Genomic DNA, 21,930 nt, shown 5'->3' on the forward strand with positions numbered 1-21,930 from the left:
CCCTCGATCCGGTAGCGAGTTTCATGATTGACTTCCGAAGCGATACCGTCACCACTCCCGACGAAGCGATGCGCGAGGCCGCCGCCACCGCCGCGGTCGGGGACGACGTCTACGGCGAGGACCCGACGGTGAACGAACTCGAGGCCCGCGTTGCCGACCGCCTCGGTACCGAGGCGGCGCTGTACTTTCCGACCGGGACGATGGCGAACCAGACCGCCGCCCGCGTCCACACCGAGCGCGGGCAGGAAGTGATCGCCGATCGGGAGAGCCACGTCGTCAAATACGAACTCGGCGGGCTGGCACAGCACTCCGGGCTCCAGCTCCGGACGCTCGACGCCGACCGCGGGGTTCCTTCGCCCTCGCGGGTCGACGCGGCAATCGTCGACGAGGACCTGCACCGCCCCGGCACCGGACTGTGCTGTCTCGAGAACACGCACAACGCCCGTGGCGGGCTCGCGATCGAACCCGAGGCGATCGCCGCGGCGGCTACGGCCGCCCGCGAGCGCGGCGTGTCAGTCCACCTCGACGGCGCGCGACTGTTCAACGCCGCGACGGCGCTCGACGTTTCCGTCGCCGAACTCGCGGCGCCGGTCGACTCCGTCATGGTCTCGCTCTCGAAGGGACTGGGTGCGCCCGTCGGTTCGATGCTCGCCGGCAGCGACGAGTTCGTCGAACGGGCCCGCCGGACGCGGAAACTGTTCGGCGGCGGGATGCGCCAGGCCGGGATCGTCGCCGGGCCGGCCCTCAAGGCGCTCGAGAACGTCGCCGACCTCGAGCGGGATCACGAGAACGCGCGGCTACTGGCCGCGGGATTCGACGACATCGACGGGTTCGACGTTCGAGAGCCCGAGACGAACATCGTCATCGCGGACGTCTCGGGGACGGGCGAGGCTCCGTCGACCGTCGTCGACCGCCTCGGTGAGCGGGACGTGCTGGCGTCGCCGTTCGGCCCGACGACGATCCGGTTCTGTACGCACCGTGACGTCTCCCGCGGGGACATAGAGCGGGCGCTCGAGCGAATCGGCGACGAGTTCGCCTGATCGCGGCCGCGTCGTTTGTGCTACCGCTCGCCGCGCATCCCGTCTCGAAACTCCAGGACGGTCCGTCGCAGGAGGAGATACGAGAAGAAGACCAGCGACAGGAGGATGACGACGACCGCGATGATGACGGGATCGTCGGGGACGAGACCGGTCAGGGTGTCCAGCATACGCGGGCGGTACACTGTCAGCGTGGTTAATCGTTTCGACCTCGATCGGTCGTATCCGTACGGCTACGTACCTAACTAAAACTCGAGTTTCAGCTTGCGCCGACTATAACGTGGGCCGGCGCGTATCCCCGAATGCGCCTCGATCGCCGGCCGCTGCCCTCCACGCCCGTTCGGGTCGGCTCGGGATCGAGGCCAGCTTCCCCTGACATCCGTTCCGATCATCCCCCGACCGCCCGCGGCCCGCTCCGTTCGACAGCCAACCGCCGCGGGCGGTCGTTTCCCACTGCTGGCCGTTCCGCCCTGGACCCCCTGACGCTTGCACTCCCACTGACCGGTTCGCTGTCTACACGCTTCTCTGTTTCGTCGCCCGCTGATTTACGCAAGATTCGAGGCGAACGCCTCGCCGTTCACGGCGGGGACGAAACCACCCGACTGGCGCTCATTCTCCCGCGAACGCCACTGTCTCGAGGACCGTCCCGTCGGGCTCGCGGATCTCCCCCTCGAGTCCCCCGCCGCGCTCCTCGAGGACGGCGAAGCCGGGCCGGTTTCCCCGCGGATCGGCGTGGCTGCCCGGATTCAGCAGGACGACGTCCTCGGTCTCGACGACCGTCGGCCGGTGGCTGTGCCCGAAGACGACGAGGTCAGCCCCGCGTGACCGGCCGAACATCGCGAGTCCCGTCTCGCCGCCGTCACGCCGGTGGGTCACCGCGATCCGAACGCCGCTCGCCTCGACGACCCGGGCCGTCGGCAGCCGGTCCCTGACGGCCATGCTATCGGCGTTGCCGTGGACCGCGAACAGGCGGTCACACTCGTCTCGAAACGCCTCGAGCGCCGCGTTGCTGGTGAAATCGCCCGCGTGGACGACGACGTCCGCCTCGCGCGCGGCGGTCAGGGCCGCGCCCTCGAGTTCGTGGCCCGCGCTGCTGTGCGTGTCCGAAAAGATCGCGATCATGGGCGGCCTTCGACCGGCGCCGACAGGTGGCTTTCGGACGCGACCGACCGGCGGGCCGTCGGCCACGTCCCGTCCGTGGCCTCGAGCCCTGCCGGAACCGGCTCTAGAACGCCTTACATTTTAGGGACGCCCCTTCGTAGTCCCCGCCGATGGCCAGTAGCACCTCCGTCGTCCTCGCCGCCCTGTTCGCGAACGGCGCGATCGCGGTTCTCAAGTTCGGCGGGTATCTGTTGACCGGCAGTCCGGCGATGTTGTCGGAGACGTATCACTCCATCTCGGACACGGGGAACCAGGTCTTCCTGTTGGTCGGGATCAAGTACGGCGCACAGGAAGCCAACCGGTCCCATCCGTTCGGCCACGGGAAAGCGCAGTTCTTCTACAGCCTGCTCGTCAGCGTCATGCTCTTTGGCATCGCCGGTTGGGAGAGCGCGCGCCACGGCTACGACGCGTTGACTCACGGCGGCGTCCACCGCGTCGCCGAAGACGTTACCCTGTTGGGTCAGACCTTCGATCCGGTCTACGTCAACTACGCCGTGTTGCTCGGCGCGATCGCCTTCGAGTCCTACGCGCTCTGGAAGGCCTATCAGGGGATCAGCCGCCAGATGGACGAGTACGGCTGGACGACCCTCCGCGAGGCCTTCGCAAAGACCAGCGACGTGACGACCCTGACCGCGCTCACCGAGGACACCATCGCGCTGGCCGGCGCGGGGATCGCCCTCTTCGGGATCTACCTCACCCGGACCACCGGGAACCCGATGTACGACGCCGCTTCCGCGCTCCTCATCGGGATCATGCTGATGGGCTTCGCAATCGCGCTCGCCTGGCAGAACAAGCGACTCATCCTCGGCGAGAGCCTGCCGAAAGAGGACGAGGACGAACTGCGCGAAATCGTCGCGGGCTGGGACGATGTCACCGAACTCGTCGACTTTCGGACCGTCTACTTCGGTGCCGAGGAACTGCTTGTCACCGCCGACGTTGCCTTCGAACCCGATCTCGATGCCGAGACGGTTGCCGAACGCATCACCGAGATCGAACTCGCGCTGATGGACCACGACGGGCAGGTACAGAAGGTCTACATCGAGCCCGAGACCTAGCTCGCGGTCGTCCGACCGCGCTATGCGTCACGTTCGTCGTCCGTATCGTCGTACCCCGCGACCACCGTCGAGCCCGGCGGCCGATCGTTCAACACCGCCGTCACCGTTGTCTCCTCCAGGTCGACCGTCGACTCGAGCGGTTCCCAGCCCGCCTCCGTTTCCACGGCGACGGCCACGTCGGTCGGGCTCGCGCCGGCCGGCAGCCGCGAGGGGTCGTAGACGAGCGCGATCCGGACGGCCTCGATCGCCTTCAGGTCCTCGCACGCCACGAGGTCGACCGGGTCGGCCAGCGCATCGACCGGCGGTTCCGTGCCGCTCTTTCGGAGGGCGAACGCGTCCGGGACGACGCCGGCCACGAGGTCGACGCGGGCTCCCACCTGCTCGAGTGTATACTCGGCGACGGTACTGGAATCGTATCCGGGAATCGTCATACGGGAGGCAGGTACTCGAGACGTATGGCCCTGTAGCGCGCGTTCGCCGGCCGGGCCGGTCGGCGAGTTGGCAGGTATCGCGTCGGCGTTTAAAGGGACCGACGGAATCGAGACGAATCCTTTTATCGGAGCGCGAACCTATCCTCCCATGTGTCCGAAACCGGGTATATGCGCTTTTTCCCGTACGATCGGCCGTACGAGAACCAGCGCGAGGCGATGGACCGCATCCACAACGCCCTCCACCGGGGACAGGACGTCCTCTTCGAGGGGGCCTGCGGGACCGGCAAAACCCTCTCGTCGCTCGTCCCCGCCCTCGAGGTGGCTCGCGAGCAGGACAAGACTGTCGTCATCACGACCAACGTCCACCAGCAGATGCGTCAGTTCGTCGCCGAGGCCCGCGCGATCACCCGCGAGGAGTCGATCCGCACGGTCGTCTTCAAGGGGAAGGGCTCGATGTGTCACATCGACGTCGGCTACGAGGAGTGTCAGACGCTCCGGGACAACACCCGCGCCGTCGTTGACGCCGAGCAGGATCGCGAGCAACTCGAGCGCCGCCAGCGCGAGTTGCTCGCCGAGAGTCAGGACGGCGACGGCTCGGCGGCCGACGCCCGCTCGGCGGTGATGGACGAACTCGAGGACATCGAGGAGCGGCTCGAGGACCTCGGAGACCAGAACGTCTGTGACTACTACCGCAACAACCTGACCGAGGACACGGACGACTTCTTCGGCTGGCTCTTCGAGGACGTCCGCACGCCCGACGAGATCTACGAGTACGCCGAGCGGCAGGAACTCTGCGGGTACGAACTCCTCAAGGAGGGGATCGAGGGCGTCGATCTGGTCGTCTGTAACTACCACCACCTGCTGGATTCGACCATTCGAGAACAGTTCTTCCGGTGGCTGGGTCGCGACCCCGAGGACGTGATCGCCGTCTTCGACGAGGCCCACAACGTCGAGGACGCCGCCCGCGAACACGCGACCCGGACCTGCTCCGAGCGGACGTTCGAGTCGGCGCTCGAGGAGTTGGCCGACAGCGACGACCCGCGGGCCGAGGACGCCGCGAACGTCCTCTCGGCCTTCCACCGCGCGCTCGTCGAGACCTACGAGGACTCCTTTGGATTCGGTGATCGGGAGGGAGTCGGTGAGAACTGGACGGACGTCCCCATCGCCAACGACGACCGCAAGGACGATCTCACCCTCGAGTTCCTCCAGCGCTACTCGGGTCGGGGAATCGACGACGATCTGGAGGCGGCGATGAAGTTGGGCCAGGAGTTAGACGAGGAGTACGAGGAGGCCTATCGGGAGGGCGAGACGGCCACGCGAACGGAGTGTCAGACCCTCCAGGCAGCGGCCTTCGTCAGCGCGTGGATGACCGAGGGTTCGACGGAGGGGTTGTATCCGGTCGTCGCCGTCACCCGCGACGCCGGTACGGACGAAATATACGGTCGCGTGGAGCTGTACTCCTGTCTGCCCCGGCAGGTGACCGGCCAGCTCTTCGACGAGATCTACGCGACCGTCCTGATGAGCGCGACGCTCCAGCCGTTCGAGGTCACCGAGGACGTACTGGGAATCGAGGACGCGGTGTCGATGGCCTACGGTCTCCAGTTCGCCGAGGAAAACCGCCGAACGTTCGCCGTCGAGACGCCGCCGCTTTTCTCCTCGGATCGCGACGACCCCGGGGTCCAGGCGGACGTGACCGAGACGATCCACGACGCCGTGCGGATGACGCCAGGTAACACGCTGGCCTTTTTCCCCAACTACGGCGAGGCGAGCCGGTACGCCGACCGACTCGTCGGTCGGACCGACCGGACGGTATACGTGGACGAGCCGGGCCAGTCGGCCGAAGACCTCCGCCAGCAGTTCGTCGCGGACGACGGGGCGGTGCTGTGTACGTCGCTGTGGGGCACCCTCGCGGAGGGGGTGAGCTTCGACGGCGACGACGCCCACACGGTGTTGGTCGTCGGCGTTCCCTACCCCCATCTCGACGACCGGGCCGAGGCGGTCCAGGAGGCCTACGACGCGGCGTTCGACGGCACCGATACGGGCTGGCGCTACGCCGTCGAGTTCCCGACGATCCGCAAGACGAGACAGGCGCTCGGTCGGGTCATCCGGTCGCCGGAGGAAGTCGGGGTTCGCGCCCTGCTCGACCGGCGCTACTCCCGGCAGGCGAAGCCCGATCTGGGCAAGTACAGCGTCAACGGCATCTTCCCCCACGCGGAGCGGGAGGAGCTGATCGATATCGAGCCGGGAAAACTCAAGTTCGCGATGCTCAACTTCTACGGCGGCCACGACGCCTACGACGGCGAGCCGCCGACGCCCTGACTCAGGACGGCAGCGAAACGCTGCTGACCGGTAGCTTGTGGGTCCCGTCCCAGAACTCGAGTTCGCCGACCGTCCAGCGGACGGGCTCGATCTCTCGGTCGGCCAATCGCCGTGCCGTCTCGCGGTCGCCGCCGCGCGCGAGGGTCACGTGGGGGACGTAATCGCTGCCCTCGAGTCCCTCGACGGCGTCGAAGGCGTCGGTGAGGTCGGCGTGGATCCGCTCGAGCCCGGGGCTCTCGACGGTCAGGTAGACGACGGGCGCGGAGCCAAGCGGCGGGTCCGCGAAGTAGTCGATGCCGGTTACCGCGGCCTCGACGGCGGGCTCGCCCTCGAGCGCGCGGTGGGCTCGGTGTTGGAGCTGTGCGACGTGGTCTGCCTCGCCGAGTCGCTTGAGCAGACAGGAGTGGTCCTCGCGGACGGTCTCGAACCCGATCAGCTCGGGGTGGAGCCGGTTCGCCAGTTGCCGGACGCGACCGGGGAGAGGGACGTTGACGCTGTACACTTCGTTCCCCTTTCGTTCGAGACGGCTATCAGTTTGCTGGTCTCTCTCTCAGAGTCGGTCGAGCAGCCAGAGGACGATCAGGACGGCGATCACCAGCGCGATCAGCGGTCCCAGCAGACCGATAATGGTCCCGACGATCGCCTCGAGAACCTCGATAACGAGCAACACGGCGAGCAGTCCGAGGACGATCTTCAGCAGCGTTTCGACCTCGAGTTCGCCGCGCGTGTCGAGCATACCGGTCGATACGCGTGACTGTCTCAAAAACGCACCGACGCGTTCGTCGGAAAACCTATCTGGACGGCTGAGGCATGTCCGATAATGGACGCGAGGGGGCTGCGAGCCCTGAGTATCGTGCTGGTGGTGGTTTGTTTGGTCGCCGCCGCGGTGGCTCCGATCGGTGCCGCGGCCGACCCGGGGAGCCGACCAGCGGCGCTGCAAGCGGAGGACGAACTGGCCCTCGAGGACGCCGATCAGATCGTGATGGACGTTTTCATCGCGGAAAACGGCTCGGCGCTGGTCACCGTCGACTACCAGTTCCGCTACGGCGAGAACGGGACGTCCAAGGCGGCGTGGGAACGGCTGCGGACGGACGTCGAGTCCGACACCGAGGCCTACGTCGACGCGGAGCGGACCAAGTGGAACGACACCGTCGCCGACGGGGCAAACGAGACCGGGCAGAACATGTCGCTGTCGAACCTCTCGATCGCGACGGAAAACGAGACCGCACTACAGAGAATCGGCCACGTCGAGGTCTCTTTCCGCTGGGAATCGTTCGCGGCCGTCGAGATCAACCAGCTCACGGCGGGGCCCGCACTCTCCGGGTTCACGCTGGACGACGATACGCGATTGCAGTTTCGCTGGCCGGCCGGGTACTCGATCTACGAGAACGACGGTCAGCCCCAGATCGATCCGTCGCCGAGCAATCGGACCGACGACATGGTCATCTGGCGGGGGAGCGAGGTCGGGTTTGCCGACGAGCGGCCGTGGATCGTCCTGATCGAGGACGGCGGCTCGAACGCGAACACGACCGCGACGCCCTCGAACGAGGGGCCGACGATGCCGTGGACGATCGTCGTTCTGGCACTGGCCCTGCTCGCGGCCGTCGGCGCCGGCGGGTGGCTGCTCGGCCGCGAACGGACCGCCGACAACGGGAGCAAACGCGAGGCCGAACGGCCGACACAGCCCGACGGATCGACCGGTTCGGCGTCGAACGCAGCCGACGGCCCGCCACCGGAACTGCTCAGCAACGAGGAACGCGTCCTCCGCCTGCTCGAGGAACGCGGCGGTCGGATCAAACAGCAGGCGGTGGTCTCGGAACTGGGCTGGACCGAGGCCAAGACGAGTCAGGTCGTCGGCGACCTGCGCGAGGCCGACGAGATCGAAGTCTTTCGGATCGGCCGGGAGAACGTACTGTCCCTGCCCGAAGAGGACGAGGAGTAGCCGGCCACCTCATCGACGAGCCGCTCGCGGCGTGTCGGCACAGTCGTCGCCGAACCGAACTCGGAAAGGTTTTAATACTCGGATTCCCCATCCCCTACCAATGAGCCACTCCGTCGGCACCACGCTCGCCGTTCTCGGTACCGACGGGACCGTCGCTCGGCGGCGACCGCGACGACTTCGACGGGCCTTTTGAGCCCGTCTACCCTTTCACTCCACGTCTCCGATTCGTTTCATCGATCCCGAAACTGCAGATTTTTCGGTTAGCAGACGCTCTACTGCTTATTTTCAAGCACTAAACCAATGGGCTTAAGGCCGTCCGCTGGTGTCGTTCGAGTACGACATGACCCGCGTTGCACTCGCGTTCTCGGGCGGCCTGGACACGACCGTCTGTGTCCCGCTGCTCGAGGAGGAATACGGATATGACGACGTGATCGGCGTTACCGTCGACGTTGGCCAGCCGGCCGAAGAGTTCGACGAAGCCGAAGAAACCGCCGAGGCGCTCGGCCTCGAACACTACGTCGTCGACGCGCGAGCGGAATTCGCTCAACTCTGTCTCGAGAGCGTTCGCGCGAACGCGACCTATCAGGGCTACCCGCTCGGCACGGCGCTTGCCCGTCCCGTGATCGCGGAAGCGATCCTGGAGGTCGCAGAGGAACAGGACTGTACCGGCATCGCCCACGGCTGTACCGGCAAGGGCAACGACCAACTGCGTTTCGAGGCCGTCTGGCGCAGTTCCGATCTCGAAGTGATCGCCCCCGTTCGCGAACTCGGACTCACCCGCGAGTGGGAACAGGAGTACGCCGCCGAGCGTGACCTGCCCGTCGAGGGTGGCAGCGGCGGCGACTGGTCGATCGACACCAACATCTGGAGCCGCTCGGTCGAGGGCGACGCCCTCGAGGATCCCAACTACGTCCCGCCGCGTGACATCTACGCGTGGACCGACGAGCCCGGCACCGAGACCGAGGAGATCGAGATCGCCTTCGAGAACGGCTACCCCGTCGCCGTCGACGGCCAGCAGTACGAGCCGGTCGAACTCATCGAATACCTCAACGACCTCGCCGGCGGGTACGGCGTCGGCCGCACCGACATGATGGAAGACCGCATGCTCGGGCTGAAGGTCCGCGAGAACTACGAACACCCCGGTGCGACGACGCTGTTGAACGCCCACGAAGCGCTCGAGGGGCTCGTCCTCACCCAGGAGGAACGCCAGTTCAAGCAGCAGATCGACCAGCAGTGGTCCCAGAAGGGCTATGAAGGCCTGATCGACGCACCGCTTGTCAGCGCGCTCGAGAGTTTCATCGACGAAACCCAACAGCGCGTGACCGGGACGGTCACGATCCGCTTCGAGGGCGGCCAGGCGCGCCCGGTCGCTCGCGACAGCAAGTACGCGGCCTACTCCGCCGAACACGCCTCCTTCGACACCGAGACGGTCGGGAAGATCAAACAGGAGGACGCGACCGGCGTCGCGAAGTACCACGGCTTCCAGCGCCGCCTCGCGAACGAGGCCATCGCCGCGAACGCGACCGACGAGGACGAGTAAGCATGACCGAGGAGAGCGCTCACGAGGGCGGCGCGGCCGAACGGGCGATCGCGACGGACGGCGGCGAGCCGACCGACGGCGACGAGGGTGTCGTCCGCCGGGACCGCTTCAGCGGCGGCCCCGCCCGGAGCTTCCTCTCCTCGCTCGCGGCCGATCGGCGCATCTTCGCGGCTGACCTCGAGGTCGACCGCGCTCACACCGTCATGCTGGCGGAACGGGACATCATCGGGGACGACGTAGCCGGCGAGATCCTCACCGCACTGGATGCGATCGAGGTCGACGGCCACGGCTCGCTGCCTGACGGCGAGGACGTCCACGAAGCCATCGAGACCGCCGTGATCGAACGCATCGGTGCCGAGGGCGGGAAGATGCACACCGCACGCTCGCGCAACGACGAGGTCGCGGCCTGCATTCGCTACCGCCTGCGCGAGGACGTCCTCGAGGCGATCGAGACGACGCTCGCGCTGCGCGAGTCGCTGATCGACGTCGCCGACGACCATCGGGAGACGATCATGCCCGGCTACACCCACCTCCAGCCCGCCCAGCCGACCACCGTGGCCCACTGGGCGCTGGCCTACGAGGGTGCGGTTCGCCGCGACACCGAACGGCTGCTCGCGGCCTACGGCCGCATCAACGAGTCGCCGCTGGGTGGTGCGGCCTTCGCGGGCACGACGTTCGATATCGACCGCGAGCGGACGGCCGACTTGCTGGGCTTCGAGGGCGTCGTCGAGAATTCGATGGACGCCGCCTCGAGTCGCGATTTCCTGCTCGAGACGACCCAGGCACTGTCGACCCACGCGACGACGCTGTCGGGGCTGGCGGAGGACGTGATCATCTTCGCGAACCGCGGCTTCGTCGACCTGGCGGACGACTACTCCTCGACGTCGTCGATCATGCCCCAGAAGAAGAACCCGGACACGCTGGAACTCGTCCGCGCGGTCGCGGGCGACGCGGCCGGCGGCGTTCAGGGACTGACGACGACGCTGAAGGGGCTGCCCCGCGCGTACAACCGCGACCTCCAGCGGGCGACGACCCACGCCTGGGAGACCGTCGACGCGGTGACCGATGCCAGCGAGGTCGCAGCGGGCGCGGTCGCCACCGCCGACTGGGACGAGGAGACGCTGGCCGCGGAAGCCGGCGCGGGCTTCTCGACGGCGACCGGCGTCGCGGACCTGCTGGCGGCGAACGGGTTGCCGTTCCGGACCGCCCACGAGTTGGTGGCCATCGCTGCCGAGGGCGGTGCGGACTACGACGCCCTCGAGGCCGCGGCTCAGGAGGTCCTCGGCGAGTCACTCGAGGCCCACGTCGAGCGCGGGGCGGTCGAAGCGGCCCTCGACCCGGTCGAGAGCGTCGCGAGCCGCGACTCGCAGGGCGGCCCCGCGCCCGAGGCGGTCGCGCCCCAGATCGAGGGGGCCCGCGAGTCGCTTTCGGCCGACGCCGACGACCTCGCGTCGTTGACCGACGCGCTCGAGGCCGCCCACGAGCGGTTGCGCTCGGAGGTGAACGGCTATGTCTGAGGTCGTCAGTTCGCCAGTGTCGGCGGAACACCGGCCGCAATCGCCCCCCGCCGACCGGCCGGTACGACGACGATCCCCGCGAGGGGATCAATTACCGAACACATGATATGTCAAAGTAGACCTGCCGTAATGTAGCTCCGACGGACCGTTAGCGTGGCGTGCAGATAATGTAATTTTGCTGTTAAGTTCGAAGGCTTTAAGGGATCCCGGCACCCACGTTGGGGTACAATGACCGAATGTGTCGAGTGTGGGGCTGAGGTGTCCCTGCACGACGATCTGGAAGTGGGAGAAATCGTTGACTGTACGACCTGCGGTGCCGAGCTGGAAGTCGTCGATACCGAGCCGCCAGTCCTCGAGCAGGCCCCCGAGCTGGAAGAGGACTGGGGTGAGTGACCTTGCAGACGGCTGGGAAACTGCCGTCCTCCGCTGCGACGGTTCGCGGGGCGCGTAGCGCCGCGACCCACAATCAGGGGTGGCTCGCGTGAACGTCGGCATACTCTACTCACGGATTCGCAAAGACGAGAAGCTCCTGCTCAACGAGCTTCGCGAGCGCGATCACGAGATCACCAAGATCGATGTCCGCAAGCAGACCTTCGACATTGCGGAAGCGCCCGCGGCGTTCGACGGGCTCGACATCGTCGTCGACCGGTGTCTCGCCACGAGCCGGAGCCTGTACGCCACGCAGTTCTTCGAATCGTACGGCATTCCCGTGGTCAACAGCCACGAGACCGCCGACGTCTGTGCGGACAAGGTAAAGAACAGCCTCGCGCTCGAGGACGCGGGCGTCCCGACCCCCGAGACCAAGGTCGCGTTCACCAAAGAGACCGCGATGGACGCCATCGAGGAGTTCGGCTACCCCTGCGTCCTCAAGCCGGTCGTCGGCTCGTGGGGGCGCCTGATGGCCAAGATCGACTCCGAGTCGGCCGCCGAGGCCATCCTCGAACACAAGGCGACGCTGGGCCACTACGAACACAAGGTGTTCTACGTCCAGGAGTTCGTCGAGAAGCCCGGCCGCGACATCCGCGTGCTGGCGATCGATGGCGAACCCATCGCCGGGATGGTCCGGTCGTCGGACCACTGGATCACCAACGCCGCGAAAGGCGCGGAGACGGACGTCTTCGAGATCGACGACGAGGCGCTGGATCTCGTCGAACGAGCCACCGACGCCGTCGGCGGCGGGCTGCTCGGGATCGACCTGATGGAGACCGCGGACGGCTACACCGTCCACGAAGTCAACCACACCGTCGAGTTCAAGGCCCTCGACGAGGCCGTCGAGACCGACGTCGCCGGCACCGTCGTCGACTGGCTCGAGGAGAAAGCCACGGCCGCCGATCCGGAACTCGAGGTGTCCGCCAAATGACCGTCGGCGGCGATATCGGTGCCGCGCCGGACGCCGAGGCGGTCACCGCGAGCGTCATCGGCGGCAGCGGCTTCACGGGCGGCGAACTCCTGCGACTGCTCGCCGGCCACCCCAACGTCGAACTCGTCGAAGTCACGAGCCGGTCGAAGGCCGGCAAGAGCGTCGGCTCCGTCCACCCGCCGCTTCGCGGGTCGGACCTGCGCTTTACCGAACCCGACGACCTCGAGTCGGTCGACGTGCTGTTCGCCGCGACGCCCCACGGCGTCTCGATGGGCCGCATCGACGACTTCTTCGAGATCGCCGACACCGTCGTCGACCTCTCGGCGGACTTCCGCCTCGAGAGCGAGGCCCAGTACGACGAGTGGTACGACGGCCACGAGGCCCCCGAGTACCTCGAGCAGGCCGAGTACGCGCTCCCCGAGATCAACCGCGAGAACCTCGAGGGCGCGGAACTCATCGCGGGTGGCGGCTGTAACGCCACCGCGACGATCCTCGGGCTCTACCCGCTGTTCGAACACGGCATCCTCGAGGGCGGCGAGCAGATCGTCGTCGACGTGAAAGTCGGCTCCTCGGAGGGCGGCGCCGGCGGCGGCGAGGCCTCGAGCCACCCCGAGCGCTCGGGCGTCGTGCGTCCGTACGCGCCGACGGGCCACCGCCACGAGGCCGAGATCGAGCAGTTCCTCGACACCTCGGTCGCCTTCTCCTGTCACGCCGTGGATATGACCCGCGGCGCGAGCGCGACGAATCACGTCTTCCCGTCGGGACCGGTCTCGAAGGGGGACCTCTGGCAGGCCTATCGGGGCTGTTACGAGGACGAGCCGTTCGTCCGCATGGCCGCCGGCGGCTCCGGCGTCTACCGCTACCCCGAACCGAAGGCGGTCGCCGGGACCAACCTCGCCGAGGTCGGTTTCGAACTCGACCCCTCGAACAAGCGCGTCGTCGTCTTCTCGGCGATCGACAACATGATGAAGGGCTCGGCCGGGCAGGCGGTCCACGCCGCCAATATCGCGCTCGGCCTCGAGGAGACGGCCGGACTCGAGTTCACGGGACTGCACCCCGTGGGGGCACCGTAAATGACGGTCGTCGTCAAGATCGGCGGCGCACGCGCCGTCGATCCCGAAGGCGCGCTTTCCGACGTGGCTTCGCTCGTCGCGGACGGCGAGGACAGCGCGGAACAGAGTTCCGCTGGCCGTTCAGGCGGCGTTGAGCCGCCTGAAGACGTCGTCCTCGTCCACGGCGGCTCGACCGCCGTCGACGAGACGCTCGAGGACCTCGGCAAAGAGCCGACCTACGTCGAAACGCCCGGCGGCGTCGTCGGGCGCTTTACCGACGAGGAGACGATGGACGTCTTCAAGATGGTCATGCCCGGCAAGCTCAACACGGACCTCGTGGAGAGCCTGCACAACGAGGGCGTCGACGCGGTCGGGCTCTCGGGCACCGACGGCAAACTGCTGGAAGGCAAGCGCAAGTCCGCCGTCCGCGTCACAGAGGACGGCAAGAAGAAGATCAAGCGCGGCGACCACTCGGGCAAAATCGAGTCGGTCAACGCCGACCTCCTCGAGACGACGCTTTCGGGCGGTTACACGCCCGTCGTCTCCGTTCCCATGCTGGGCAAGGAGAAGTCGGGCGGCTACACCGCCGTCAACGCCGACGCCGACCGCGCCGCGGCCGCCATCGCGGGCGCGCTCGAGGCCGACCTCGTGGTGCTGACCGACGTCTCGGGAATCTACGAGGACCCCGACGACGAGTCCACCAAGATCGACTCGGCGTCGACCCCCGAGGAGTTCGAGGCCGTCAAGACGGCGGCTGAGGGGTTCATGACGAAGAAGGTCATGGCCGCCGAGGAAGCCCTCGAGGGTGGCGCGGCTTCGGTCACCGTCGCGACGGCAAACGCCGACGACCCGATCTCGAGTGCGCTCGCGGGCGAGGGGACGACCCTCGAGCCCGGCGCGCTCGCGGACGAACACGACGCGGAAACGGAGGCCGACGAATGAGCGACCTCGATTTCATCTCCGGAAGCAAACCGATCGGTATCGAACGCGGTGAGGGGCCGTACCTCTACACCGACGACGGCACGGAGTATCTCGACGTCGGCGCGAGCTACGCCTGCACGCCGCTGGGCCACTCTCACCCCGCGGTCGTCGACGCGGTACAGGAGCAGGTCGCCGACCTGACGTTCGTCGACTCCTCCTATCCCGTGCAGGCGCGAGAGGATGCCTACGCCTCGCTCGTCGCGGCCGCGCCCGACGGCCTCGAGTCGGCCTGGTTCTGCAACTCCGGGACCGAGGCCAACGAGGCCGCCTTGAAGTTCGCCCGCTCGGCGACCGGTGACTCGAAGATCGTCGCCGCGACCCGCTCGTTCCACGGGCGCACCATGGGATCGCTCGCGGCTACCTGGAAGGACAAGTACAAGAAGCCCTACGAGCCGCTGGCCGGCGACGTCGAGTTCGTCCCTTACGGCGACGGCGAGGAACTCGCGGACGCGGTCGACGACGAGACCGCGGCCGTCATCCTCGAGCCGATCCAGGGCGAAGGCGGGATCAACGTCCCGCCCGCGGGCTACCTCGAGACGGCCCGCGAGGCCACCGAGGAGGCCGGCGCGGCGCTCGTCCTCGACGAGGTCCAGACGGGAATGGGCCGCACGGGCGAGATGTGGGCCTGCCAGAACGCGGGCGTCACGCCCGACGTGTTGACGACGGCGAAAGGGCTCGGCAACGGCCTGCCCGTCGGCGCGGTCGCGGTCCGGGACTGGATCGCCGACGGCGCGGCCTCGCACAACGCCACGTTCAGCGGCGGTCCCGTGGTCGGTGCGGCCGTCCACGCGACGATCTCGACGCTGGTCGAGGAGGAGTACCCCGCCCACGCCGCCGAAGTCGGCGATTATCTGGTCACGGAACTCGAGGCGGCACTTGGCGATTCGGTGCGTGAAGTCCGCGGCGAGGGCCTGCTCGTCGGCGTCGAGTTGAAACGCGGCGCGAACCGCGTCGCCCGCGATCTCGCGATGAACCACCAGGTGCTGGCGCTGCCGGCCGGTCGAACCGTCCTCCGACTGCTCCCGCCGCTCGTCCTTGAGCGGGCCGAGGCCGATCGAGTGGTCGACGCGATCGCCGACGTCCTCGGACCGACCGACGACTCATGAGCGCGAACGCCGATCCCTCGAGCGACGTGTCGACCGCGGCGGCCCGCGAGTTGCTCGTCGATCTCGTCTCGATCCCCTCGCCGACCCGCGAGGAACGCGAGGCGGCCAAACGGCTCGTGGACTTCTTCGAGGCCCACGACCGGGAGGTCTGGATCGACGCGGTCGGGAACGTCCGTGCGCCGGCGGACGATTCCGTCCTCCTGACCTCGCACATCGACACCGTGCCGGGGGACATCCCCGTCGAGGTCGAGGAGACCGGCGACGACGAGATCCTCTGGGGCCGCGGCAGCGTCGACGCGACGGGGCCGCTCGCCGCGATGGCGGCCGCCGCCGTTCGCACCGGCGTCTCCTTCGTCGGCGTCGTCGGCGAGGAGGTCGACTCGAAGGGGTCGCGTTATCTTGTCGACGACCGCGACGAGTCGCCCGAGGCCGTCGTCAACGGCGAGCCGTCCGGCGCCGACGGGATCACGCTAGGGTATCGCGGCCTGATCGCCGGGACGTACGTCGCGACCAGCGAATCCGGCCACACCTCTCGGCCGGACCCGAACGCGATCCAACACGCCGTCCGCTGGTGGTCGGCCGTCGAGGAGTACTTCGAGGGCGACGAGTACGAACCGGTCTTCGAGCAGGTGACGACCAAGCCGGTCGACATCGAGGGCGGCGTCAGCGACGACGGACTCTCCGTCGAGGCGACGATGGACGTCCAGTTGCGCGTGCCGCCGGCCCTCGACGTCGGGACCGTCCGCGAGGCCGCCGAGGCCGAACTCGAGGTCGGGACCGTGACCTGGAAGGACAAGGTCCCGCCGGTGATGATGAGTCCGCGAACGCCGGTCGCCCGGGCGTTTCGGGTCGCCATCCGGAAGGAGGGCGCCGATCCGCGTCTGGTGCGCAAGACCGGCACGAGCGACATGAACATCTACGCCGGGGCCTGGGACTGTCCGATGGTCACCTACGGGCCGGGCAACTCGGACCTCGATCACGCGCCCGACGAGCGACTGTCGCTGTCGGAGTTCGACCGATCGGTATCGGTCCTCGAGCGCGTCGCACGGACGCTCAGTGAGCAATAACGTTTCAGACGAGCTATCATACCATGACAACAGCAACGAACGAGACGGAGCCGAGACACTTCCTCGACGTCGATGACCTCTCCGAGGCGGAACTGCTTGCAGTGCTGGACAGGGCCGACGAGTACAAACGCGCCGTCGACGCCGGCGATGACCACGCGGACCTGTCCGGCCAGACCCTCGGGATGCTCTTCCAGAAGGCGAGTACCCGTACCCGGGTCTCTTTCGAAACGGGCATGACCCAACTCGGCGGGCACGCGATCTTCCTCGGGGAAGACGACATCCAGCTCGGCCGGGGCGAACCGCTGAAAGACACCTCGCGTGCGCTCTCGCGGTACGTCGACGCCGTGATGGCCCGCGTGTTCAAACACGAGAACGTCGAGGTACTGGCCGAGTACTCCTCGGTGCCGATCGTCAACGGCCTCACCGACGACGCCCACCCCTGCCAGACGCTCGCGGACCTACAGACGATCCGCGAACACGAGGACGGCTTCGAGGGCGTCTCGGCGGCCTGGATCGGCGACGGCAACAACGTCGCCCAGTCGTTCGCGCTCGGTTGTGCGCTGACCGACATCGACCTGACGATCGCGACGCCGGAGGGGTACGAGGTCGACGGCGAGGTCCTCGAGCGGGCCCGTGAACTGGGCGGCGATCCGACGGTCACGACCGATCCCGTCGAGGCCGCCACCGACGCCGACGTCATCTACACGGACGTCTGGATCTCGATGGGCCAGGAGGACGAACGCGACGTCCGGATGAACGACTTCGAGGGTTTTCAGGTCAACACGGACCTGCTCGAGAACGCCCCCGACGCCTCGGTCATGCACTGTCTCCCCGCCCACCGCGGCGAGGAGGTCACGGATGACGTCATCGAGGGCGATCGGTCGATCGTCTTCGATCAGGCCGAGAACCGACTCCACGCGCAGAAGGCGTTGTTGAGTTGGCTGCTGGAGTAAGCGGCCGATCACGAACGGAGTGAGTGATCGGTTTTTTGGTCCAGATTTTTGCGTGAGCGGTCAGCTCTGCTGACCCGAACGGAAAAAGGTGGGTTGTAGAACCGACTGCACGCGCAGAAGGCGCTGTTGAGTTGGCTGCTCGAGTAGGCGTTTGATCACGAACGGAGTGCGGGCGGTTTTTGATCCGTGTTTTTGGTGAGCGAAACGGGGTGCCGAATCTCAGCCACGGTAGGTGTCCAGCCGCGGGACGACGGCCGCGTACACGACTCCGAGGCCGAGACCGTAGACGATGTGATCGACGATCGGGCCGGCCGCCAGCGGATCGATCGGCGTCGACATCGAGAGCAGGTGTGGCGCGAGAACGAGGTTCCAGCCGATGACGATGTTGCCCAACCACAGGGCGACCCCGTAGCCAAGGCCGAGGACGGCACCCGTGGGAATCGATTCCGAAAACGGCCGCAGCCGGTGATGGTAGACGATCAGCCCGTATCCGGTCGCGAAGACGGCGCTGTATCCGATGTGGAGGACCCACCACAACTGCATTTCGGGCAGCGTCGTGAGGACTCCCGTGGTCGGTCCGATATCGGCAAAGATCGTCAGGGCCGGCCGAATCACTCCGACCAGTCCCCCGAGAAGGACTGCGTACGGCCAGTACGAGTGGACGACGAGCGATCGGTCGGCGTGGTGAGCATGGTCAGTCGACATACGCGATGCTTGGGATGGGATTCGAATATACGTCCAGTGACGTTTCCATATGCTGGGAACGAGCGCCCGGCAACCGGCCTCCGGCCCGTTGAACGGTGGCAGTATCATCCCGCCTGAACGTCCTGCTACTGATCACACGGTGGCTATTCGGTCGGCCGAACCGACTCGCTGCTCGGGGCTTCCCGCTTCGTGACCGTCAACCGATGACCCGCTCCGCTTCCGATTAATCAGTTGTTTCTCCGATATAACGTCTCCCATACCTGTTGAAACGAAAGGAAGTATTATACTGCGGGTGATAATCACTGAAATTTACAATGTGGTTTCGATTCGTACTCGCCGCACTGCTCATGCTACTGGGGCCGACGGCGGTACTCGTCGTCTACCTGTTGTAGCGGGGCGAACCCACGGCCGGAGCCGTTCGTACCGTTCCGACTGCAACGGGTATTTTGAGACGGTCGTCCATAGGGATCGTATGGCCGAGCCCCACCAGCATCGCCTCGGAGAACTGATGGAGGAATCGGACCCGGCGTTCGAAGCGGTGATGAGTTGCGTGTTTGGGATCGAGGATCACGAGACACGGACCTATCTCGTCCTGTGTGACCGGCCCGGGAGTACGATCGCGGAACTGGCCACGGCCCTCGAGCGCGACCGGAGTACGGTCAACCGGTCGCTGTCGACGCTCCGGGACCGCGGGCTCGTGTACCGGGACCGGCGGCTGCTCGACGGCGGCGGCGACGTCTACCAGTATACGGCCACGTCGCTGCCCGAGGCCAAGGCAATGCTCCACGAGGCCCTGGACGCCTGGACCGCGACGGTCCACGACGTGATCGACGAGTTCGACGACGGGGCCGACTGAGACGTCCACCGCGGAATCCACCCACTTTTTGCCCCTGCGGTCCTCCCCTCCGACAATGAGTCTCAGTCTCTCGGCCGAGCAACCCGATCAACCCGCCGACGCCGACGAGGGCGTTTGGCTCGAGTGCATCGAGTGCGGCGAAACCTTCGCTCCGTTCGACGACGTCCGCTACACCTGCGACGACTGCGACGGCCTCCTCGAGGTCCGCTACGCCGACCTGCCGACGTTCGACGACTTCGAGGGCGAGGGCGTCTGGCGCTATGCCGACGCCCTGCCGTTCGAGGCCGGCGTCTCGATCCAGGAGGGCGCGACCCCGCTGTACGAGGTCCCCCGTCTCGAGGACGAGATCGGGATCGAAGCGCTGCGGATCAAACACGAAGGGATGAACCCGACGGGGTCGTTCAAGGACCGCGGCATGACCGTCGGCGTCAAGGTCGCAAAAGAACTCGGCGTCGGCCGACTGGCCTGTGCTTCGACGGGCAACACCAGCGCCGCCCTGGCCGCCTACGGCTCCCGTGGCGGAATGCAGACGCTCGTCCTCTTGCCCGCGGGCAAGGTCGCCGCCGGCAAGATCGCCCAGGCCAGCCTCCACGGAGCCCGCATTCTCGAGGTCGACGGCAACTTCGACGCCTGTCTCGACATCGTCCAAGAACTCGCGGGGCAGGGCGAGGCCTACCTGCTGAACTCGCTGAACCCCTTCCGGCTCGAGGGCCAGAAGACGATCGGCCTCGAGATCCTCGAGGGCTTTCTCGCCGACTACGACGCCGTCCCGGACCGAATCGTGCTGCCGGTCGGCAACGCCGGCAACACGTCGGCGCTGTACAAGGCCTTCCGCGAACTCGTCCAGGCCGGCGCGCTCGACGAGGACGACGTGCCGAAACTGACCGGCGTCCAGGCCGAAGGGGCCGCGCCGATGGTCGAAGCGATCGAGAACGGGGCCGACGAGGTCCGCCGCTGGGAGGACGTCGAGACCCGCGCGACCGCGATCCGGATCGGGAACCCGGTCAACGCGCCGAAGGCACTGCCCGGCATCCGGGAGACCGGCGGGACCGCCGTCGCGGTCTCCGACGAGGAGATCACCGAAGCCCAGCGGGATATCGCCGCCGAAGGGATTGGCGTCGAACCGGCTTCCGCGGCCTCCGTCGCCGGCCTGCGAAAACTCCGAGCCGAGGGGATCGTCGACGACGACGAACGCGTCGCCTGTCTGACCACCGGCCACCTGCTCAAAGATCCCGACGCCGCCGCTGCGGCGGGGAGCGAACCCGAACCCGTGCCGGCCGACACCGACGGCGTCCTCGCGAGTCTTGCGAGTGAGGGCTCGTCGGATCGATAGATCCGACGGCGTCCTCGAGTACCTGCAGGAGTAACGTCGGCCGGATGCACGACCGCCGTCTGACGCGTCTGACACCCGACTGACTGACCTTTTTCCGATCCAGCGTCGAACCCGCAGGCGAGCCATGTCCGTCGAACGAGGTCCGACCCAATCCGCCGTCGACGAACCGACGCGTATTACTCACCGGAACCGGTCCGTTCGAGCCGATCCACGCCGGTGTCGTCCTCCGGCCGAATCCATCGACCAGACAGCCCCCTGTGAACTGCCGCTGTCCGTTCGGATCGAACGAACTCGACTTCGACTCCGAATCGCCGCGCTCGAGCGACTCGTCGCGAGGAGCGAAACCCGCCGACAGGCCGTCATCGACCGGTACGAACGGTTGTTAGCGGACCGAGACGATTCGACCCAGGACGCCGCAACTTCGTCGTCGTCATCGCTGCTGGCTCAGCTACGCAGTCTCTGACCCTGTCCTGTTTAATTCAAACAGTCCTACATTTTAAATATCAGGGGTTGTCAATCTATTGTAGGGAGAACAAATAACCGATGGCAGATACGGCTGCAGTCTGTCCCGAATGCGATGGCAGATTACGGCAGAGAGGTACCGAAATCGTGTGTGAGGACTGCGGACTCGTCTCCGGCGAGGATTCGATCGATCGCGGCCCGGAATGGCGGTCCTTCGAGGACGAGGACACCGATCGACGACGGACCGGCGCGCCGCTTACCCGCTCGAGACACGATCGTGGACTGTCGACGGAGATCGGCTACGGCTCCGGCTCCGATTCGGGATACAGCTCCCGGCTGACCGGCCGGAAGCGTCGACAGATCGCTCGCCTCCGAAGGGAACACAACCGCGCACGCATCTCCTCGAAAGTCGAACGGAATCAGGTCTACGGGTTCGCCGAAATCCGACGGATTACCGCCTCGCTCTCGCTGCCGGAATCGGCCAGAGAGCAGGCCTGTGCCCTCTTCGAGTCCGCACAGTCCGAGGGGCTCTTCCAGGGCCGCTCGCTCGAGGGGTTTGCGGCCGCCGCCATCTACGCGACCTGCCGGACCCGGTCGATCGCCCGGACGACCGACGAGATCGCCGAGACGGCCCGCGCCGACGGCGACGAACTCTCCGTCGCCTACGACGCGCTGAACCGCGAACTCGGGCTCCCGACCGGGCCGATCGATCCCGCCGAGTACCTGCCCCGATACGCCTCGAAACTCGAGGTCGGAACGGCCGTCGAGCAACGCGCCCGCGATCACGTCCAAACCCTGCTCGAGTCGGGACGGATCGGCGGGCGAAACCCGAGTGGCGTTGCGGCGGCCTGTCTCTACAAAGCCGCCGGGGAACGCGAGGACTGGCCCACACTCACGCAGGCCACGGCGGCCGAGGTCGCCGACGTCGCACCGGTGACGATCCGGTCGACCGTCGTCGATCTCAGGGAACTCGGGTCGGCCGAACTGGTCTCCGCTCCCTCGGACTGACCGGCAATCACCGTTTCTCGGTGCCGAGTGGCAGTGGCACCTCGC

Annotated in this window: 22 protein-coding genes; 16 read left to right on the top strand and 6 right to left on the bottom strand. The window is 67.0% G+C overall.

What is annotated here, in order from left to right:
• Nucleotides 1-23 precede the first annotated feature (23 nt).
• The gene (locus ACSBP4_RS01920) at nucleotides 24-1,040 is read left to right on the top strand and encodes a threonine aldolase family protein (RefSeq protein ID WP_435551219.1); all 1,017 of its coding nucleotides are present in this window, start codon (nucleotides 24-26) and stop codon (nucleotides 1,038-1,040) included.
• A gap of 20 nt (nucleotides 1,041-1,060) precedes the next feature.
• On the opposite strand, the gene ACSBP4_RS01925 is transcribed toward ACSBP4_RS01920, so the two are convergent.
• Both ACSBP4_RS01925 and ACSBP4_RS01930 read right to left on the bottom strand, forming a co-directional pair.
• Entirely contained in the window at nucleotides 1,061-1,207 is a 147-nt protein-coding gene (locus tag ACSBP4_RS01925) for a hypothetical protein (RefSeq protein ID WP_006182931.1), read from the bottom strand.
• A gap of 439 nt (nucleotides 1,208-1,646) precedes the next feature.
• Nucleotides 1,647-2,159 carry a metallophosphoesterase gene (locus ACSBP4_RS01930; protein WP_435551220.1) on the bottom strand — a complete coding sequence of 171 codons (513 nt, stop codon included), beginning with the start codon at nucleotides 2,157-2,159 and terminating at the stop codon, nucleotides 1,647-1,649.
• A gap of 149 nt (nucleotides 2,160-2,308) precedes the next feature.
• Between ACSBP4_RS01930 and ACSBP4_RS01935 the strand changes: the two genes are divergently transcribed.
• Nucleotides 2,309-3,253, top strand: a complete 945-nt coding sequence (locus ACSBP4_RS01935; protein WP_049965390.1) for a cation diffusion facilitator family transporter — start codon at nucleotides 2,309-2,311, stop codon at nucleotides 3,251-3,253.
• A gap of 20 nt (nucleotides 3,254-3,273) precedes the next feature.
• Here ACSBP4_RS01935 and ACSBP4_RS01940 read toward each other — a convergent pair whose 3' ends face one another.
• Nucleotides 3,274-3,684: a hypothetical protein gene (locus tag ACSBP4_RS01940; protein ID WP_049965391.1), complete on the bottom strand. Its 411-nt coding sequence runs from the start codon at nucleotides 3,682-3,684 to the stop codon at nucleotides 3,274-3,276.
• Nucleotides 3,685-3,834: 150 nt separating this feature from the next.
• Here ACSBP4_RS01940 and ACSBP4_RS01945 point away from each other — a divergent pair, with 150 nt between their 5' ends.
• Nucleotides 3,835-6,003 (top strand): ATP-dependent DNA helicase, encoded by a 2,169-nt coding sequence (locus tag ACSBP4_RS01945; RefSeq protein ID WP_435551221.1) that lies wholly within the window; start codon nucleotides 3,835-3,837, stop codon nucleotides 6,001-6,003.
• A gap of 1 nt (nucleotide 6,004) precedes the next feature.
• Here the strand turns inward: ACSBP4_RS01945 and ACSBP4_RS01950 are convergent, their stop codons facing one another.
• Nucleotides 6,005-6,505 (bottom strand): 2'-5' RNA ligase family protein, encoded by a 501-nt coding sequence (locus ACSBP4_RS01950; RefSeq protein ID WP_006648294.1) that lies wholly within the window; start codon nucleotides 6,503-6,505, stop codon nucleotides 6,005-6,007.
• 48 nt (nucleotides 6,506-6,553) lie between these two features.
• Complete coding sequence (locus ACSBP4_RS01955; protein WP_006182922.1) at nucleotides 6,554-6,739, bottom strand: DUF7554 family protein; 186 nt, start codon at nucleotides 6,737-6,739, stop codon at nucleotides 6,554-6,556.
• An 84-nt stretch (nucleotides 6,740-6,823) separates the two neighbouring features.
• Between ACSBP4_RS01955 and ACSBP4_RS01960 the strand changes: the two genes are divergently transcribed.
• The 10 genes from ACSBP4_RS01960 to argF all read left to right on the top strand — a co-directional run bounded on the left by ACSBP4_RS01960 (nucleotide 6,824) and on the right by argF (nucleotide 17,521).
• A complete protein-coding gene (locus ACSBP4_RS01960; protein WP_435551222.1) occupies nucleotides 6,824-7,945 on the top strand; it encodes a helix-turn-helix transcriptional regulator in 1,122 nt (373 codons plus the stop codon).
• A gap of 340 nt (nucleotides 7,946-8,285) precedes the next feature.
• Nucleotides 8,286-9,485 carry an argininosuccinate synthase gene (locus ACSBP4_RS01965; RefSeq protein ID WP_435551349.1) on the top strand — a complete coding sequence of 400 codons (1,200 nt, stop codon included), beginning with the start codon at nucleotides 8,286-8,288 and terminating at the stop codon, nucleotides 9,483-9,485.
• Nucleotides 9,486-9,487: 2 nt separating this feature from the next.
• Nucleotides 9,488-11,002: an argininosuccinate lyase gene (argH, locus tag ACSBP4_RS01970; RefSeq protein ID WP_435551223.1), complete on the top strand. Its 1,515-nt coding sequence runs from the start codon at nucleotides 9,488-9,490 to the stop codon at nucleotides 11,000-11,002.
• Between the two features lie 228 nt (nucleotides 11,003-11,230).
• Entirely contained in the window at nucleotides 11,231-11,395 is a 165-nt protein-coding gene (gene lysW / locus ACSBP4_RS01975) for a lysine biosynthesis protein LysW (RefSeq protein ID WP_006182918.1), read from the top strand.
• Nucleotides 11,396-11,483: 88 nt separating this feature from the next.
• Entirely contained in the window at nucleotides 11,484-12,362 is an 879-nt protein-coding gene (gene lysX / locus ACSBP4_RS01980; RefSeq protein WP_006648290.1) for a lysine biosynthesis protein LysX, read from the top strand.
• Nucleotides 12,359-13,435 (top strand): N-acetyl-gamma-glutamyl-phosphate reductase, encoded by a 1,077-nt coding sequence (gene argC / locus ACSBP4_RS01985; RefSeq protein ID WP_435551224.1) that lies wholly within the window; start codon nucleotides 12,359-12,361, stop codon nucleotides 13,433-13,435. The genes lysX and argC overlap by 4 nt, the downstream gene beginning before the upstream one ends.
• On the top strand, nucleotides 13,436-14,356 hold the full coding sequence (locus ACSBP4_RS01990) for an acetylglutamate/acetylaminoadipate kinase (RefSeq protein ID WP_435551225.1): 921 nt from the start codon (nucleotides 13,436-13,438) through the stop codon (nucleotides 14,354-14,356).
• Nucleotides 14,353-15,501, top strand: a complete 1,149-nt coding sequence (locus tag ACSBP4_RS01995) for an aspartate aminotransferase family protein (protein WP_435551226.1) — start codon at nucleotides 14,353-14,355, stop codon at nucleotides 15,499-15,501. The genes ACSBP4_RS01990 and ACSBP4_RS01995 overlap by 4 nt, the downstream gene beginning before the upstream one ends.
• Entirely contained in the window at nucleotides 15,498-16,568 is a 1,071-nt protein-coding gene (locus tag ACSBP4_RS02000; RefSeq protein WP_049965399.1) for a [LysW]-lysine hydrolase, read from the top strand. The genes ACSBP4_RS01995 and ACSBP4_RS02000 overlap by 4 nt, the downstream gene beginning before the upstream one ends.
• 23 nt (nucleotides 16,569-16,591) lie before the next feature.
• The gene (gene argF, locus ACSBP4_RS02005; protein ID WP_136396877.1) at nucleotides 16,592-17,521 is read left to right on the top strand and encodes an ornithine carbamoyltransferase; all 930 of its coding nucleotides are present in this window, start codon (nucleotides 16,592-16,594) and stop codon (nucleotides 17,519-17,521) included.
• Between the two features lie 219 nt (nucleotides 17,522-17,740).
• Here the strand turns inward: argF and ACSBP4_RS02010 are convergent, their stop codons facing one another.
• A complete protein-coding gene (locus ACSBP4_RS02010; RefSeq protein WP_049965416.1) occupies nucleotides 17,741-18,226 on the bottom strand; it encodes a hypothetical protein in 486 nt (161 codons plus the stop codon).
• Between the two features lie 472 nt (nucleotides 18,227-18,698).
• On the opposite strand from ACSBP4_RS02010, the gene ACSBP4_RS02015 reads away from it, so the two are divergent.
• From ACSBP4_RS02015 to ACSBP4_RS02025, 3 genes are all read left to right on the top strand, one after another.
• Entirely contained in the window at nucleotides 18,699-19,082 is a 384-nt protein-coding gene (locus tag ACSBP4_RS02015) for a helix-turn-helix domain-containing protein (RefSeq protein ID WP_049965417.1), read from the top strand.
• A gap of 55 nt (nucleotides 19,083-19,137) precedes the next feature.
• On the top strand, nucleotides 19,138-20,415 hold the full coding sequence (gene thrC / locus ACSBP4_RS02020) for a threonine synthase (protein ID WP_435551227.1): 1,278 nt from the start codon (nucleotides 19,138-19,140) through the stop codon (nucleotides 20,413-20,415).
• Nucleotides 20,416-20,958: 543 nt separating this feature from the next.
• Entirely contained in the window at nucleotides 20,959-21,885 is a 927-nt protein-coding gene (locus tag ACSBP4_RS02025) for a transcription initiation factor IIB (protein WP_015299249.1), read from the top strand.
• Nucleotides 21,886-21,930 lie beyond the last annotated feature (45 nt).

It is taken from the genome of Natrinema sp. CGMCC1.2065 (assembly GCF_051225675.1).
GTDB lineage: Archaea > Halobacteriota > Halobacteria > Halobacteriales > Natrialbaceae > Natrinema > Natrinema thermotolerans.